Raw genomic sequence first — 16,704 nt, 5'->3', positions numbered from 1 at the left:
ATAACCATTATTCACCAGATTATACTCTTTTTTTCCACTACAAATATATACTATCCCATAGTGAATAATACATTTTATTATAATATCATATGATGTTTTTCTTGTCAATAACATTATTAAATATTATTCTTAGCTATAAAGCTATATAAAATACTTATTCTTTAACAAGCATTTTATATAGCTTTATAATTGGAGTTTAAAAGAGGTGCTTTTATAAGCACCTCTTTTACCTTAAATAAATTACTTAACTTCTATTCCAGCTCCAACTTCTTCTAACTTAGCTTTCATTTCTTCAGCTTCATCTTTAGAAACGCCTTCTTTTAATGTCTTAGGAGCTCCATCAACTATTTCTTTAGCTTCTTTTAATCCTAATCCAGTTATTTCTCTAACTGCTTTGATAACTTTGATTTTGTTATCTCCTGCGCTTGTTAATACTACGTCGAATTCAGTTTTTTCTTCAGCAGCAGCAGCTCCAGCTACAGCACCTCCAGCTACAACAGCAGCAGCAGCACTTACTCCAAATTCTTCCTCACAAGCCTTTACTAATTCATTTAAGTCTAAAACGCTCATTTCTTTTATTGCTTGAATTATATCTTCTTTTGTCATTTTAATAGCACCTCCGAAATTTATTTTATTTATTTATTTTTCTTTAATTATTCTGCAGTGTCAGTTCCCTTACTATCAGCAATAGCACTTAATACACGTGCAAAGCTTGATATTGGAGACTTGATACTTCCAAGAAGTTTTGCAATAAGAACTTCTTTTGATGGTATTGTTGCTAGTTGTTTAATCTTAGCATCATCATAGATTTCTCCTTCTATAATACCTGCTTTCAATTCTAGCTTTTTATGATCTTTAGCAAAATCATTTAGAACTCTAGCTGCTACTGTAACATCTTCATAACTGAATGCAACAGATACAGGTCCTTCTAAATATTCTACTATACCATCTAAACCTAATTCTTTAGCTGCTAAAATAACTAAAGTATTTTTATATACTTTGTATTCAACTCCAGCTTCTCTTAAATTTTTTCTAAGAGTAGTATCTTCTTCAACAGTTAAGCCTTGATACTTAGCAAGAACAACAGCTTTTGATTTTTCTAATTTTTCCTTAATTTCAGCAACCTTTGCTTCTTTAAGTTCTCTGTTTTTATTCATTATTGTAATCCACCTCCTCACAGTTTCAAACTGCTTATTTTATTAAAAAAGACCTTCCGCAGACTAGGAAGGCCAATAATATCATCTATTATATATAACCTAAGTAGGTAGTCTATCTTTACGCTTTCGCACCCACTGTCTACGGAAAAAATATTCTTTTTTACAACATTAGAAATTATACTACTTAAGTTTACTTAAGTCAATACTAATCTAAAGTTTTTGTAGGATTAATTTTTGCACCAGGTCCCATTGTACTTGAAATAGATACTGATTTTAAATATTGTCCCTTTGCCGCTGCTGGTTTTGCCTTAATTAATGCATCCATTAATGCTGCAAAGTTTTGTTTTAATTTTTCAGTTCCAAATGATTTTTTTCCAATTGGACAGTGAACTATAGATGTTTTATCTACTCTATATTCAACTTTACCTGCTTTGATTTCTTCGATTGCTTTAGCAACATCAAATGTTACTGTTCCTGACTTTGGATTTGGCATTAATCCCTTAGGTCCTAATACTCTACCAATTCTACCTACAACTCCCATCATATCTGGTGTTGCTACAACTACATCATAATCAAACCAATTTTCGCTTTGGATTTTTTGAACTAATTCATCAGCTCCAACGAAATCAGCTCCTGCAGCTTGAGCTTCTGCAGCCTTATCTCCCTTTGCAAACACAAGTACTCTAACTGTCTTACCTGTTCCATTTGGTAATACAACTGCTCCTCTAACTTGTTGATCTGCATGTCTTGGGTCTACTCCAAGTCTTACATGTAATTCAATAGTTTCATCAAAGTTTGCCTTTGCAGTCTTCAATGTAAGTTCTAATGCTTCCATTGGATTATATAATGCACTCTTATCTATAAGCTTTGCACTTTCAATATATTTTTTTCCCATAATTTGCCTCCTCTGTGGTGTTAACGGTTTTGACCTCCCACTTATTTTTATGAATTACTCTTCAATAGTTACTCCCATACTTCTAGCTGTTCCCGCAATCATTCTCATTGCTGATTCAACATTTGCAGCATTTAAGTCTGGCATTTTAGTTTCAGCGATCTTTTTAAGTTGATCTTGAGTTAATTTACCAACTTTTGTTTTATTAGGTACTCCAGAACCACTTTCTAATCCTATTTCTTTCTTAATTAGAACTGCAGCTGGAGGAGTCTTTAATATAAAACTAAAAGATCTATCTTGGTAAACTGTAATAACTACTGGGATTATATACCCAGCTTGATTTGCAGTTTTTGCATTGAACTCCTTACAGAATCCCATTATGTTTACACCGTGTTGACCTAAAGCTGGACCTACAGGTGGAGCTGGTGTTGCCTTACCTGCTTGAAGTTGAAGTTTAATCATTCCAGTTACTTTCTTAGCCATTTTGTTATTCCTCCTATTACTGTGGTATATACGAACTTTTAGTTCTCCCACTTAATTAAAACTAGTTTATCTATATATTAAACTAATTTTTCAACTTGATTAAAGTCTAATTCAGCAAGAGTTTCCCTGCCAAACATGTCTACTAAAGCTTTCACTTTACGTTTTTCTATAATTATCTCTTGTATTATAGCTACTGATTCTCTTAATGGCCCTGAGATAATTCTAATACTTTCCCCTATCTCTAAATCAATTTCAATAGGACTCTCTAAAACTCCCATTGATTCAACTTCTTCATCTGAAAGAGGAACTGGTTTAGACCCTGGACCAACAAACCCTGTTACGCCTCTTGTATTTCTTACAACGTACCAAGCTTCATCACCCATTAACATTTTTATAAGCACATATCCCGGAAACTTTTTCTTTAATGAGACCTTTTGTTTTCCGTCTTTTTCTTCAACCACTTCTTCCATAGGTACTTGTATATCATGGATTAATGCTTCAAGATTTCTATTTTCAATTGCTTTTTCTAAGTTTGCTTTAACTTTATTTTCATATCCTGAGTATGTATGCACTACATACCATCTTGCTCTATCACTCATACTTGTTAGGTGATCTTACATCACCCAAACCTCCCTTTTACTTCAATTTTAAAATTATTTCAAAGAGGTTACTGAAAATAGAATCTAATCCACCAACTAATATAGTATACATTAGTGTGAATACTATAACGGCAATAAATGCTTTCTTTGTCTCATCTTTTGAAGGCCAAGTTATTCGCTTAACTTCTGCCTTAACCTCTCCAAAAAAACTAAATAAGCCATTGTTTTTAATAGTTTTTTCAGTTTTTGCATTGTTTTTTACTGACATATCTTCACATCCTTAAATTTAATAACTATATGTCATTGTTGCGGATAATTACTTTGTTTCTTTGTGAAGAGTGTGCTTTTTACAGAATTTACAATACTTTTTCATTTCTAATCTATCTGGATCATTTTTCTTGTTCTTCATCGAATCATAATTTCTTTGTTTACACTCTGTGCATGCTAAAGTTACTTTTGTTCTCATGACTGCACCTCCAGTTTTCATATATTAAACAAGAAATTTAATTTCTTGTTCATCTCTAATTTGTATGACTTAAATTGTCACGTTTATACAATATCATAGAATATTCAAGTTGTCAATCACCCTTTAAATAGGACTAAGTTATACAACCTAGCCCTTTTAAAATAGTAATTACTTTTTTTATTTTTGTATACTAGTAACAACTCCAGAACCTACTGTTCTTCCACCTTCTCTGATAGCGAATCTTAATCCTTCATCCATTGCGATTGGTGTGATTAATTCTACTTTCATGTCAATGTGGTCTCCTGGCATTACCATTTCCATTCCATCTGGTAATTTTATTGATCCTGTTACATCTGTTGTTCTGAAATAAAATTGTGGTCTATATCCATCGAAGAATGGTGTATGTCTTCCGCCTTCTTCTTTCTTTAATACATATACTTGACCTACGAAGTTAGTATGTGGATGTACTGAGTTTGGTACTGCTAGAACTTGACCTCTTTGGATATCAGTTCTTTGTACTCCTCTTAATAATGCTCCAATATTATCTCCTGCTTGCGCATCGTCTAATAACTTTCTGAACATTTCAATTCCAGTTACTACAACTTTCTTCTTTTCTTCACTTAATCCAACGATTTCTACTTCGTCTCCAACGTGAAGTACTCCAGCTTCAACTCTTCCTGTTGCAACTGTTCCTCTACCAGTAATTGTGAATACATCTTCTATTGGCATTAAGAATGGCTTATCTGTAGCTCTTTCTGGTGTTGGTATATAACTATCTACAGCTTCCATTAATTCATTTATGCACTTAGTTGCTTCTGCATCTTCTGGATTTTCTAATGCTTTTAATGCTGATCCTGTTATTACTGGAATATCATCTCCTGGGAAATCATATTCACTTAATAATTCTCTAACTTCCATTTCAACTAATTCTAATAATTCTGGATCATCTACCATATCAGCTTTGTTTAAGAATACTACCATATATTCTATTCCAACTCTTGATCCTAATAATATATGTTCTCTTGTTTGTGGCATTGGACCATCTGCTGCTGATACAACTAAGATAGCTCCATCCATTTGTGCTGCTCCTGTAATCATGTTCTTAACATAGTCAGCATGTCCTGGACAGTCAACGTGAGCATAATGTCTATTTTCTGTTTGATACTCAACGTGTGATGTATTAATTGTAATTCCTCTTTCTTTTTCTTCTGGTGCTTTATCTATTGCTGCATAATCAAAGGCTTGTGCAAAACCCTTCTTTGATAATACTGTTGTTATTGCTGCTGTTAATGTTGTCTTACCATGATCTACGTGACCTATTGTTCCAATATTAACATGTGGTTTGGTTCTTTCATACTTTGCTTTTGCCATTATAATTTTCCTCCCTTATTATCTTCTAATAAACTTTGCCTAGTGTGTTTTATTTTTATTATTTGGAGCTCACAATCGGGATTGAACCGACGACCTCCACCTTACCAAGGTGACGCTCTACCGACTGAGCTATGTGAGCGTTCAAAAATCTTTATGTTCTTTGATATACCAATTATAAATTTTACTATCATTTTTTTTATTTGTCAATACAAATTATCACTTTAAATCTAGGCATTTCTCTAATTTTCTTTTTACCCTTTGCAATGCATTATCAATAGACTTTGAGTGTCTCTCTAAATCACTTGCAATCTCTTGATATGATTTACCATCTAAGTATGATGTGAGAACTTCCAATTCTAAACCAGATAATACCTTTGATATTTTTTCTTCAATATAATCTATTTGTTCTTTGCTTATCATTAATTCTTCCGGGTCTGTAATTTTCAGTCCTGCTAGTACATCTAAAAGAGTTCTCTCAGATTCTTCTTCATATATTGGTTTGTTTAAAGAGATATATGTATTTAATGGGATATGTTTTTGCCTAGTAGCCGTCTTTATTGCAGTTATGATTTGTCTAATTACACATATTTCTGCAAAAGATTTAAATGATGTTGATTTTTCTGGATTAAAGTCTCTGATAGCTTTATATAAACCTATCATCCCCTCTTGATAAATATCTTCCTTGTCAGCTCCGATTAAAAAGTATGATTTAGCCTTGGCTTTTACAAAGTTTTCATATTTTGAAATTAAATATTCTTGTGCTCTGTTATTTCCACTTTTAGTTTGTGCAACAATTTCTTCATCTGATTTATCTCTGAAATCTAAAAAATTTTTCAACTATTCACTCTCAACTCTCTTCTGCATTCAACTGACTACTCATTTAGTCAATTATACTCTAGTAAAAATAAGTTAGTCAACTGAATTTACTTGCCTCTTCTAATTTCTTCTAATATTTTCACTATATTGTCATCTATATTATCACTTATACTATTTTTTTGTGTGCTTTTATTTTTATCACTTTTAAGCTTTATAGATTTTTCTATATCTAGTACCTCATTATAAAATTCTAAGGATGACATTCTAACTGCACCTCGCTGAAAAATAATTTGTTGTTCTAAGTTATCCGAAGTAACTACAACTATTTCATGTTTTCTTCCTAATGAGTTTACTTTTTTTTCAATATAGCTATCTGCTGTTTCTCCATCTTTTGTAAAAACCACAGAAATATTTTTGTTTACTTCTTCTTTTTTTTCTACACTACCTATAACTTTATGTGCATCAAATACTAATATTATTTTACAAGCTTTAAAAACTCCATAATTATGCAGCTTATCTATCAAGGTTTGTCTTGCACCCTCGAAGCTAGAATCTTTTTTTTGCTTTAAATTAGGCCAGCTATTTACCACATTATACCCATCTACAAAAATAGTTTTCACCATATACCTCTTTCTATTTTAATCGCCCTTTTAAAACTTCATACATAATTATACCACCAGCTACCGAGGCATTTAAAGAGTTAATCTTTCCGACCATTGGTATCTTTATTAGTTTATCACATTTTTGTACTGTTAATTTGGAAATACCTCTGCCTTCGTTTCCAATTATAACCGCACAAGGGCCGCTAAAGTCTATTTGATAACTGTATTCCTTTGCTCTTATATCTGCTCCGTAAACCCAAATGCCTTTTTGTTTTAAATCTTCTATTGTTGCATTTAAATTTGTTACTTTAGCTATTTTTACATGTTCTATTGCACCCACTGAAGATTTGTATACTGTTGCACTTACAGATGCACTCCTTCTCTTTGGAATTATAATTCCATGTACTCCAAATAATTCTGCCGTCCGTACTATTGATCCTAAATTATGTGGATCTTCAACTTCATCTAATATAACAATGAATGGAGTTTCTCCTCTTTCTTCAGCCAAAGCTAATATGTCTGATACTTCAAAATATTTGTAAGGTGTTACCTTTGCTATTACTCCTTGATGCGTTCCCCCATCACTCATTGTGTCAAGTTTTCTTTTATCAACTTCTTTAATTAATACTCTTTTTTCTTTTGCTAAACTAATAATTGTATTTATTGACCCTTCCAGTTTATTATTAGATATGTACAACGTTTCAATTGTTCTATCTCCTTTTAGAGTCTCAATTACTGCATTTCTACCAATAACTATATCTTCTCTTTCTTCAACTTGACTGTTTTCTTTACTTAGACTGACTTCTGCAGTATTTTCTTTTTTCATTTTACTTTTAGTTTCACTATAATCTTTATCTCTTACTTTAATTTTTTCATCATTCTTTTCGTTTTTAATAAATCTACCTTTTGAATTAAAATTTTTCGACTTACCTTGCATTATGGAACCTCCCTTTGTGATTTCTAAATTATTTTACGCCTTCAACGCTTTTATTAAATATGAATTCTAGTCTTTCTTTATTTCCTGTTAAATATAAATATCCTACTAATGCCTCAAATCCTGTTGCCATCCTATAATCTCTTACCTCTGCATTTTTAGGAACTGTAGGCGACTTGGCATTTCTTCCTCGCTTGTAAACAGCTTCTTCTTCCTCATTTAAAAGACCTTCAATTTCATGCATTATATTGGATTGACTTTTGGCTTTAACATATCCAATAGCTTTAACGTGGATCTTGTTTGCTGATAACGCTGTATTTTGTGTCAAAATATAATTTCTAACAAAAATTTCAAATACAGCATCCCCTATTATTGCTAATTGAAGTGGATTTAACATTCTTGCCTCATCTTTTGAAAATTCCCTAACTCTTAAATCATCTAACATTATAATTCTCCTTTTAAATAAAGCATATTAAAAAAAATAACAAGTTAGTATGCTAGTCTATTTCATCTGATATATTACAGACTCTAGATTAGGTACCCCTTGTGAGTATGAGTTCTACTAAATTCGTCTAGAATTTAGAATTCCAACCGGAAGTTTTATTTTATGTCATACTATATCAGTATGTTCATTTAATATCACACTTTAAGGCAATTGTGCCTCTTTTACTCATTATTTTCTTTCATATGTCTAAGGGTTGCAGAATTGCAACCCCATTCTTAATTAATCAATCTTTTTCCATCTAACTCCTTGTGGTGTGTCTTCTAAAATTATATTTCTAGCCTTCAAGTCATCTCTTATCTTATCTGATAAAGCGAAGTCTTTATCTTTTCTCGCTTGTTGTCTTTTATCAATAAGTTCTTGAATCTCAACTTCCAAATCTTTCTTCATATGATTTTGAAGAATTCCAAGTGGATTTCCAAGCTCTCTAATTAAATCTTCTGCTTTCTCACATAATTCTATAGATGAATTTATATTAATATTATTATTAATATCCTTTGTTAAATCAAACAATACTGAAATTGCGTCTGCAGTATTAAAATCATCATCCATTTTTTCAACGAATTTTTCTCTATATTTATCTAGAGATTTTAAATAATCTTGTTCTTCTTTATCCATTGTTTTTTTATTAACTTCTTCTTTTAAATTTTCAAGATTATTTATACAATTATATAATCTCTCTATTGATGATTTTGCTGAATCTAAAAGTTCTTTAGTAAAGTTTATTTGAATTCTATAATGCCCTGATAACATTAAAAACCTTACTGCATCTGAATCGTATTCTGCAAGAATCTCTCTAGCAGTAAAAAAATTATTTAATGATTTTGACATTTTTTTATTGTCTACATTAACAAATGCTGAATGTATCCAATAATGTGCAAAGGGTTTACCTGTTACAGCTTCACTTTGAGCTATTTCATTTTCATGATGTGGAAATTTCAAATCCATTCCACCAGCATGAATATCAATTGTATCTCCTAATAATTTTTTTGCCATACATGAACATTCTATATGCCAACCTGGCCTTCCAAGACCCCAAGGACTCTCCCATGCAGGCTCATTTGGCTTTTGTGACTTCCAAATTGCAAAGTCCATTGAATCTTTCTTTCTTTCATCAACAGAAATCCTCGCACCGGCTTGTAAATCATCTAAATTTTGACCCGCTAATTTTCCATACTCACTAAATTTTTTCGTACTATAATATACATCTCCATCTACTTCATAAGCGAATCCACCTTCAATTAACTCTTCAACAAATCTTATTATATCTTCAATATACTCTGTCGCTCTAGGGTTAACTGTTGCTCTATGTAGTTGAAGTGCATCAGCATCTTGATAATATTCTTTAATATATTTGTCTCCAAGTTCTTTTACAGTTACACCCTCATCATTTGCCTTATTAATCATCTTATCATCTATATCTGTAAAATTTTGAATAAATGTAACTTTATATCCCCTGTATTCTAAATATCTTCTGATAGTATCAAAGACAATAAATGTTCTCCCATTACCTATATGAAAGAAGTTATAAACAGTTGGCCCACAAACATACATTTTAACTTCACCTGGAATAATAGGGATAAACTCTTCTTTTTGTTTAGTTAAAGTATTATATATCCTCATTAAATTACCTCCTAGAGTTATCTTAGTTTTAAATTGTTTTTTTCAAATTGATTTTTTACTATATTATTAACATCACTTATTTTTATTACTTCCATTTCACCATCTCTAAGCTTAAATTCAACTTCTCCGTCACCAATTTTTTTACCTACAGTTACTCGCATTGGTATTCCCATTAATTCTGAATCTTTAAATTTCACTCCTGCTCTTTCATTTCTATCATCTAGAAGTGCTTCTATTCCCATACTTATTAATTCTTCATATATCTCATTTGCTACTTTTATTTGTTCCTCATCTTTAACATTTACAGGAATTACTGAAACATGATATGGAGCAACTGACAATGGCCATACTATTCCATTTTCATCGTGATGTTGTTCAATTATAGATGCCATTGTTCTTGTAACTCCAATACCGTAGCAACCCATTATAAATGGTTTTTCTTTCCCATCCTCATCAATAAAATTGGCATTCATAGATTCTGAATATTTAGTTCCAAGCTTAAATATATGACCAACTTCCGTTCCTCTGGCAATAGTAATTTTCCCACCACAGACTGGACACATTTCACCTTCAGTTACTTTTCTAAAGTCACCAATTGTTCCTTCAAAATCTCTGCCATAGTTTACATTTTGTATATGATATCCAGTTTCATTTGCTCCACCAACAAAATTATACATACTTTTTACTTCTTCATCCACCAATATCAAGTCAGCTTTTATTCCTATCGGTCCAGCAAATCCAATATCACATCCAGTTGCATTTGTATATTCTTCATGGGAAGCCATTTCTATATCTCCCGAAGCATTTGAAGCATTAGCAACTTTAACTTCATTAACTTCTCTATCTCCTCTTACAAACACAGCAACGATTTTTCCATCAACATTATATAGTAAAGTTTTAACTGTCTTTTTAGGAGATATATTTAAAAATTCTGATACCTCATCTATTCCTCTACTATTTGGAGTTGCTACCTTTTCTACAGCCATTAATTCTTCCTTTTCAACTTCTTCTAATTTAGAAGTTGCTTTTTCAATATTTGCTGCATAATCACATTGAGTACAGAATACTACATCATCTTCTCCAACTTCTGATTTAACCATAAATTCTGCTGAATTAGACCCACCAATAGCGCCAGAATCTGCTGCAACACACTTAGCATCTAATCCACATCTATTGAATATTTTAACATATGCATCATGCATTTTGTCATATGTTAAATCTAAGCCTGCTTGATCTTTGTCAAAGCTATATGCATCTTTCATAACAAATTCTCTAGATCTCATAATTCCAAATCTTGGTCTACGCTCATCTCTATATTTAGTTTGAATTTGATACAAATTAAGTGGTAATTGCTTATATGATTTAATTTCATTTCTTGCTATATCAGTAAAAACTTCCTCGTGAGTAGGTCCCAAACAAAAATCTCGTTCTCCTCTATCTTTCAATCTGAACATTTCTGCTCCATATGCATCCCATCTACCGGACTCTTGCCATAATTCTGCTGGAATAATAGCTGAAGCTAAAAACTCTTGTGCATCTGCTGCATTCATTTCTTCCCTTACTATATTTTCTACGTTTTTTAAAACTTTTAATCCAAGTGGTAAATAGTTATATACTCCTGCTGCCATTTTTCTTATCATTCCAGATCTTAACATAAGTTTATGGCTATCGATTTCTGCTTCTGCTGGTACTTCTCTTAATGTTGATATTAACATATTAGACATTTTCATTTTAGTATTTCCTCCTATAATTTTATTTATATTGTATCTAAATAATTTAGCTAAAAACGTATTTTTAGAATTCTAAAAGAGCATTTATTCATTTCAAGTTTATCATTTACTATTATTAATTTTTTCAAGTATTATTAATACATTGCGAAAGTTATACTTTCATTATAACTTTTAAAAAAATAAAAAAGTCCCCCCTAATAATGCCTTAGGGCGAACTTTTTATCGCGGTACCACCTAAATTTGTTCTCTAATAATGATAACGGTATTAAACCGATAGTTTTTACCTATACTCAAAAGCTGGTTCAAAGTCTGTTTAAAAGTCTTACAGCCTATGGACTTTTTCTCTTAATAATCGACTTCTACTATTCTTCATCATCGCTCTACAAACTTCATTTTATCCGATATCTAGTATTTGTAGCACTCCACTTCTTTGAGTGGAGCTAACGGCTACATACTCATGGATATTGTGATCCTTGAGGTTATAAGTTCAACTAAGACTCTGATGGGGATTCCTCCCACCTCAATCAAATTTCACTTTATTTTAATTCATTATAACTTCTTGAATTTTACCTGTCAATATATTATCATTGTACTACTTTTTTACCAAATATTCTGCCAAAATCAAATCTTCTTGTGTTGTTATTTTTATATTCGTATAATCACCTTCATAAATATAAACCTTATTTCCAAAAAGTTCTACTACCTTAGTATCATCAGTAACCATTATTCCTCTTTCTTTAACTTTTTTATGACATTCATATATCATATTAAAATTAAAAGCTTGAGGAGTTTGAATAGCAACAAGATTGTTTCTGATTAATGTATCTATTGAAAAGTTGTTTTCATCTTTAACTTTTATAGTATCTTTGGGCATTACTCCTGGTGCTGTAGCTTTATAGATTCTAGCATATTTAATAGCGTCATTTATAATTCTTTGTGACACAAAAGGTCTTGCTCCATCATGAATTAACACTATATCTGAGCCTTCCAATTCGACTAAAGCATTATACACAGAATCCTGTCTTTCTTTTCCTCCAAATACTAATCTATCAACTATTAATCCATATTTATCTAACACTTCATTCTTACAATAACTTTTTTCATCTTCTGGAATTACTAAAATAATCTTATCAACTAAATCATTTTTTATAAACTGTTTAAGAGTGTAATAAAGAATGGGTTTTCCATTCAAATCAATATATTGTTTGCTTTGGACAGAACCCATTCTCTTACCTCTTCCTCCTGCTAATACTATTGCACTAACCATACGGAAAAATCTCCTTAATTTCTAATTATCTTTTGGCTTTGCAAAAATCATTCTTCCTGCTGCTGTTTGAAGAACTGAGGTAACTATAACATCTGTTGTTTGTCCTATATATTTTTTCCCACCTTCAACAACAATCATAGTTCCATCTTCTAAATATGCTACTCCTTGACTTGATTCTTTGCCATCTTTTACTATATCAATTCTCATTTCTTCACCTGGTAATACAACAGGTTTTATTGCATTTGATAATTCATTTATATTTAATACTGGTACGCCTTGAAACTCAGCTACTTTGTTTAAATTGTAATCATTAGTTATAACTTTTCCATCTATCTTTTGAGCAAGTTTCAGCAACTTTGCATCAACTTCTGCAATTTTAGGAAAGTCATCATCTACGATTTGAGTTTCTATTGCTAATTCCTTTTGTATTCTATTTAATATATCTAATCCTCTTCTACCCCTATTTCTTTTTAAGGAGTCTGAGGAATCTGAGATATGTCTTAATTCATCTAATACAAAATTAGGTATAACCAACGGACCTTCCACGAATCCTGTTTCACATATATCAAATATTCTTCCATCAATTATAACTGATGTATCTAATATCTTTGGAATTCCTTTGATAACTTCTTTAACTGCATCTTTAGCTTTCTTTTCTTTTATTGCAGGCTTTTTGATGTTAACAAGAAGAGCTGTTATATCATCTTTCTTCTTAATCATTATTTCTGCACCTATTATAGCTGCTACTACATTCCCTATAATTAACAAAATTGGTCCTATTGATTTGCTTATATCGCTTATTGGTTTTGCAATAAGTGTCATAAGAATTAAAGCAATAACAGCTCCTACAGTTCCATAAATTATCTCAGTTATACTCATTTTTTGCATACTTTTTTCAATATATTCAATTAAATTAGAAATACCCTTATATATACTAGGCGTAATAATATACAATATAATTCCAAAAATAAAACACATAATAATAACAAATATAATTCTAGCGATAGCAGTTGAAAGGTAAGCTAAACTAGCAATCTGGGGTATTGTCATCAATATTTCAGATATAAAATATCCTATTATTATTCCAATTATAGAGAAAATTCCCCTTAATAATTTTTTTAACACATATTTCACCTCCTTCTAATTATTTACACTTTTATAGAAATTTAATCATATCTTAAATATTTTGCCTATACCTTTTTATTATAACATACAATAAGTTTATCTAAAATAAATTATTATTAAGTTTAATTAATAATTTCATATAAATAGTAAAAAAACTGGACAAAAATGTAGCTATAATAAACTAAAATAGATGACTTCCCTTCTATTTCTAAATAACTTTATTTTAATACAGTTTCTTTTTAATATATTTCTTTTTTTAATGATACTTGTTCTTTTATACGTTTCAAGCCATTTCTAATAGCAGTAGCTCTAGTTTCTCCTATCCCTTCAACATTATCTAAATCAGCTATATCTGCATCTATTATATTACTTAGTTCTTTAAATTCTTTTATAAGATTATCAATAACATTTGATGGTATCCTTGGTACTTTACTTAATACTCTATATCCCTTTGGAGATATTAGTGTATCCATGAGAGGAGTCCCTCCATGGCCTATCACCTTTGAAATTGCATCTAAATCTGATAGTTCTGATGCATTTAATCTTTGAATATGTTCATATACCTCATTATATTGCAATCCATCCCCACAATAATCCCTAATTAATAATATCCCATCTCTCTCTATGTGCTTAATCAGTTCATTAAGTTGCATAGATATTAATCTTCCTTCATTTCCAAGTTCTAATATATACATATTAATTTCTTCTACTATTCTCATTACCATTTCAGTTCTTTGAATTGCTGTAACTACATCAAAAAGTGTTGTTAAATCTTCAAATTCTAATAAATTCAAATTATTAATAACACGTTCAAGTACTGCAACATATTTTTCTAATGTTTGAATTGCTTGATTAGCCTTACTTAGAATTATGCTACTTTCTCTTAATACATATTTTATATCGCCTTTATACATGGTTATTATATTTCTTCGTTGAGAAATTGCAATTACTACTTTATTAGTTTGTTTAGCTACTCTATGTGCTGTTCTATGTCTAGTTCCTGTTTCATAAGTTGGAATAGATGAATCAGGTATTAATTGAGCATTGGCACAGACAATTCTCTTTAAATCTCCAGTTATTACTATGGCACCATCCATTTTAGCCAATTCATATGCATATGAAGGAGTATACTCTGAGTTAATATAAAATCCGCCATCAACTAGATTCATAACTTCTTCATCGTCCCCAATTACTATTAGTCCTCCTGTCTTAGCTCTTAATATATTTTCAAGGCCGTCCCTTAGTTGAGTGCCTGGGCACATTATCTTTAAGACATTTTTTATTCCTATTCCCTTTTCTATTCTCATACACTCCCCCACTCTCTTTGAAAATCTTATATCTCAACGTTATTAATATCTAATTAATTCCTTAAAATCTAAATTTTAAAACATAAACTATAAAACTATAATACTATAATAACTATAATCTCTCAATAATATTTATTAAATTTAAATATTATATATTTTTTTGTAGAAAAATATTAGTATAAATTATTTCCACTTTACTCTTTATTTAATCATTGTATACATGATTTATTACATTTGTTAACGTCTTTAATTCAATCACTTCAATTTTTTCAAAGCTATTTTCTCTCATAAATGAATTCTTTGGGACATAAACTTTTTTAAATCCCATCCTCTCAAGTTCTTTAACTCTACTTTCCAACGATGGTACCTTTTTAAGTTCACCAGTTAATCCTACGTCTGCTATAAATGCAATATTAGACTCTATACCTCGTTGCTTTACAGATGATACTATGCTCATTATTACAGCTAAATTAATTCCTTGTTCTCTTATTTTTATACCACCAGTAGTTTTAATAATTACATTTTTATCATACAGATTAATACCTCCACGTTGTTCTAATATAGATATTAATGTATTTAATTTATCTTTACCTAATGTTTCTCCTATACGTGTAGGATATGGAGTAAAGCTTTTAGATACTAAACTCTCTATCTCAGTTATAATCGCTCGTGTTCCTTCTTTAATTACAGTCAATGCACTTCCAGAAACTATTTCTCCTTCTTCGCGCTTTGTCATAAAAAACTCTGATGGGTTATCTATTGAGATAACGCCTTTCTCACACATTTGAAAAAATCCATTTTCAATGCTGCCAAATCTATTTTTTGAGCTTACAAGCACACGTAATTCTTCATCATTGTCATCTTCTATTATAAGAACTGTATCAACTAAATGTTCTAATGCCCGAAGTCCTGCAAGTTCATCATTCTTAGTCATTTGACCTACCACAATAACTGCCCTTGGTTTCTTTTCATTTTTAGCAATCTGAAGTAGTGCATTAGCACACTCCATAGTTTGTGTCGGAGAACCCGCTCTTGCTGGTAATGACGCTTCCATCGTAAATGTTTGAATACTATCTACAATCAGCATATCAGGATTTATTTCTTCAACTGCATCTAAAACATTATCAAGACTTGTTTCTTGTACTACCCATATATTCTCGTGAATTTTATCAAGAATTCTATCTGCTCTATTTTTTATTTGAGTGTCACTTTCTTCTCCAGATGCATAAATTACTTTATATCCCTTTTGCGCTATAGCATCTGAGATTTGAAGAAGTAATGTTGATTTTCCAGCACCTGGTCTAGCAGTTATAATCGAAATTGAATCTTTTACAACTCCTCCACCCATTACTCTATCAAATTCATTTATTCCTGTAACTATTCTATCGCTTTTATTGGAAACTACTTCTAATAATTTTTTTATTGGCTTTTTAGATGCTTGCCTTACTCTTGTTTGCAAACTTTTTGATTCAACAACGACTTCTTCTAATGTATTCCAACTATTACATGTTGGACATTTTCCAAGCCACTTTATACTTTCAAAGCCACAGCTCAAGCATCTATATAGTGTTTTCTTTTTCATAAATATCTCCCTTTATTTTTTAATAGATGTTATTTAAACTCTTCAATAATTAATTGGTCTCAATATATATCAGATATACTCACACAATATTATTACAACGAAATATTACTTTAATTATAGCATATTAGTTCTTTTAACATATTTAATTAATATTGACTTTAATTCAATCAAACTTTCTATATTACTATGTACTACTTTTTATACATACTATTTATATTTTATTTTTCTTAATTTTTAGCATGATTAAT

The 16,704-nt window shown here is 30.7% G+C and carries 18 protein-coding genes and 1 tRNA gene; all 19 read right to left on the bottom strand.

Translation table 11 applies throughout. The annotated features are described in order from the left end of the window. Positions 1 to 240: 240 nt before the first annotated feature. Entirely contained in the window at positions 241 to 606 is a 366-nt protein-coding gene (locus DIC82_05025; GenBank protein AWK50428.1) for a 50S ribosomal protein L7/L12, read from the bottom strand. A 47-nt stretch (positions 607 to 653) separates the two neighbouring features. Then, positions 654 to 1,157 (bottom strand): 50S ribosomal protein L10, encoded by a 504-nt coding sequence (locus tag DIC82_05020; protein ID AWK50427.1) that lies wholly within the window; start codon positions 1,155 to 1,157, stop codon positions 654 to 656. Between the two features lie 205 nt (positions 1,158 to 1,362). Further along, positions 1,363 to 2,052, bottom strand: a complete 690-nt coding sequence (locus DIC82_05015) for a 50S ribosomal protein L1 (GenBank protein ID AWK50426.1) — start codon at positions 2,050 to 2,052, stop codon at positions 1,363 to 1,365. Positions 2,053 to 2,106: 54 nt separating this feature from the next. After that, positions 2,107 to 2,532: a 50S ribosomal protein L11 gene (rplK, locus tag DIC82_05010; protein AWK50425.1), complete on the bottom strand. Its 426-nt coding sequence runs from the start codon at positions 2,530 to 2,532 to the stop codon at positions 2,107 to 2,109. 77 nt (positions 2,533 to 2,609) lie between these two features. Beyond that, positions 2,610 to 3,131: a transcription termination/antitermination protein NusG gene (locus DIC82_05005; GenBank protein ID AWK50424.1), complete on the bottom strand. Its 522-nt coding sequence runs from the start codon at positions 3,129 to 3,131 to the stop codon at positions 2,610 to 2,612. A 37-nt stretch (positions 3,132 to 3,168) separates the two neighbouring features. Beyond that, complete coding sequence (locus tag DIC82_05000) at positions 3,169 to 3,399, bottom strand: preprotein translocase subunit SecE (GenBank protein ID AWK50423.1); 231 nt, start codon at positions 3,397 to 3,399, stop codon at positions 3,169 to 3,171. Positions 3,400 to 3,447: 48 nt separating this feature from the next. Then, entirely contained in the window at positions 3,448 to 3,597 is a 150-nt protein-coding gene (rpmG, locus tag DIC82_04995; protein AWK50422.1) for a 50S ribosomal protein L33, read from the bottom strand. Positions 3,598 to 3,774: 177 nt separating this feature from the next. Continuing rightward, entirely contained in the window at positions 3,775 to 4,968 is a 1,194-nt protein-coding gene (gene tuf, locus DIC82_04990; protein AWK50421.1) for an elongation factor Tu, read from the bottom strand. A 63-nt stretch (positions 4,969 to 5,031) separates the two neighbouring features. Continuing rightward, a tRNA-Thr gene (locus DIC82_04985) sits at positions 5,032 to 5,107 on the bottom strand. A 77-nt stretch (positions 5,108 to 5,184) separates the two neighbouring features. Then, a complete protein-coding gene (locus DIC82_04980; GenBank protein ID AWK50420.1) occupies positions 5,185 to 5,805 on the bottom strand; it encodes an RNA polymerase sporulation sigma factor SigH in 621 nt (206 codons plus the stop codon). An 86-nt stretch (positions 5,806 to 5,891) separates the two neighbouring features. Further along, entirely contained in the window at positions 5,892 to 6,404 is a 513-nt protein-coding gene (locus DIC82_04975) for an RNA-binding protein (GenBank protein ID AWK50419.1), read from the bottom strand. A gap of 13 nt (positions 6,405 to 6,417) precedes the next feature. Beyond that, the gene (locus DIC82_04970) at positions 6,418 to 7,323 is read right to left on the bottom strand and encodes a 23S rRNA (guanosine(2251)-2'-O)-methyltransferase RlmB (protein AWK50418.1); all 906 of its coding nucleotides are present in this window, start codon (positions 7,321 to 7,323) and stop codon (positions 6,418 to 6,420) included. A gap of 28 nt (positions 7,324 to 7,351) precedes the next feature. Next, the gene (locus tag DIC82_04965) at positions 7,352 to 7,765 is read right to left on the bottom strand and encodes a Mini-ribonuclease 3 (protein AWK50417.1); all 414 of its coding nucleotides are present in this window, start codon (positions 7,763 to 7,765) and stop codon (positions 7,352 to 7,354) included. Between the two features lie 279 nt (positions 7,766 to 8,044). Next, positions 8,045 to 9,445, bottom strand: coding sequence for a cysteine--tRNA ligase (locus DIC82_04960; GenBank protein AWK50416.1), 1,401 nt, complete (start codon positions 9,443 to 9,445; stop codon positions 8,045 to 8,047). Between the two features lie 17 nt (positions 9,446 to 9,462). Continuing rightward, positions 9,463 to 11,175 carry a proline--tRNA ligase gene (locus DIC82_04955; GenBank protein ID AWK50415.1) on the bottom strand — a complete coding sequence of 571 codons (1,713 nt, stop codon included), beginning with the start codon at positions 11,173 to 11,175 and terminating at the stop codon, positions 9,463 to 9,465. Between the two features lie 592 nt (positions 11,176 to 11,767). Beyond that, on the bottom strand, positions 11,768 to 12,442 hold the full coding sequence (gene ispD, locus DIC82_04950) for a 2-C-methyl-D-erythritol 4-phosphate cytidylyltransferase (protein AWK50414.1): 675 nt from the start codon (positions 12,440 to 12,442) through the stop codon (positions 11,768 to 11,770). 21 nt (positions 12,443 to 12,463) lie between these two features. Continuing rightward, positions 12,464 to 13,567 (bottom strand): PIN domain nuclease, encoded by a 1,104-nt coding sequence (locus tag DIC82_04945; protein AWK50413.1) that lies wholly within the window; start codon positions 13,565 to 13,567, stop codon positions 12,464 to 12,466. A gap of 239 nt (positions 13,568 to 13,806) precedes the next feature. Beyond that, positions 13,807 to 14,874 (bottom strand): DNA integrity scanning protein DisA, encoded by a 1,068-nt coding sequence (locus DIC82_04940; GenBank protein ID AWK50412.1) that lies wholly within the window; start codon positions 14,872 to 14,874, stop codon positions 13,807 to 13,809. A gap of 205 nt (positions 14,875 to 15,079) precedes the next feature. Beyond that, complete coding sequence (locus DIC82_04935; protein AWK50411.1) at positions 15,080 to 16,456, bottom strand: DNA repair protein RadA; 1,377 nt, start codon at positions 16,454 to 16,456, stop codon at positions 15,080 to 15,082. Positions 16,457 to 16,704 lie beyond the last annotated feature (248 nt).

Origin of the sequence: Clostridium beijerinckii (assembly GCA_003129525.1) — a bacterium.
Classification (GTDB): Bacteria; Bacillota; Clostridia; order Clostridiales; family Clostridiaceae; genus Clostridium; species Clostridium beijerinckii_D.
The sequence above is the reverse complement of the archived record's forward strand: the minus strand, read 5'-3'. Positions and strand labels throughout refer to the sequence as shown.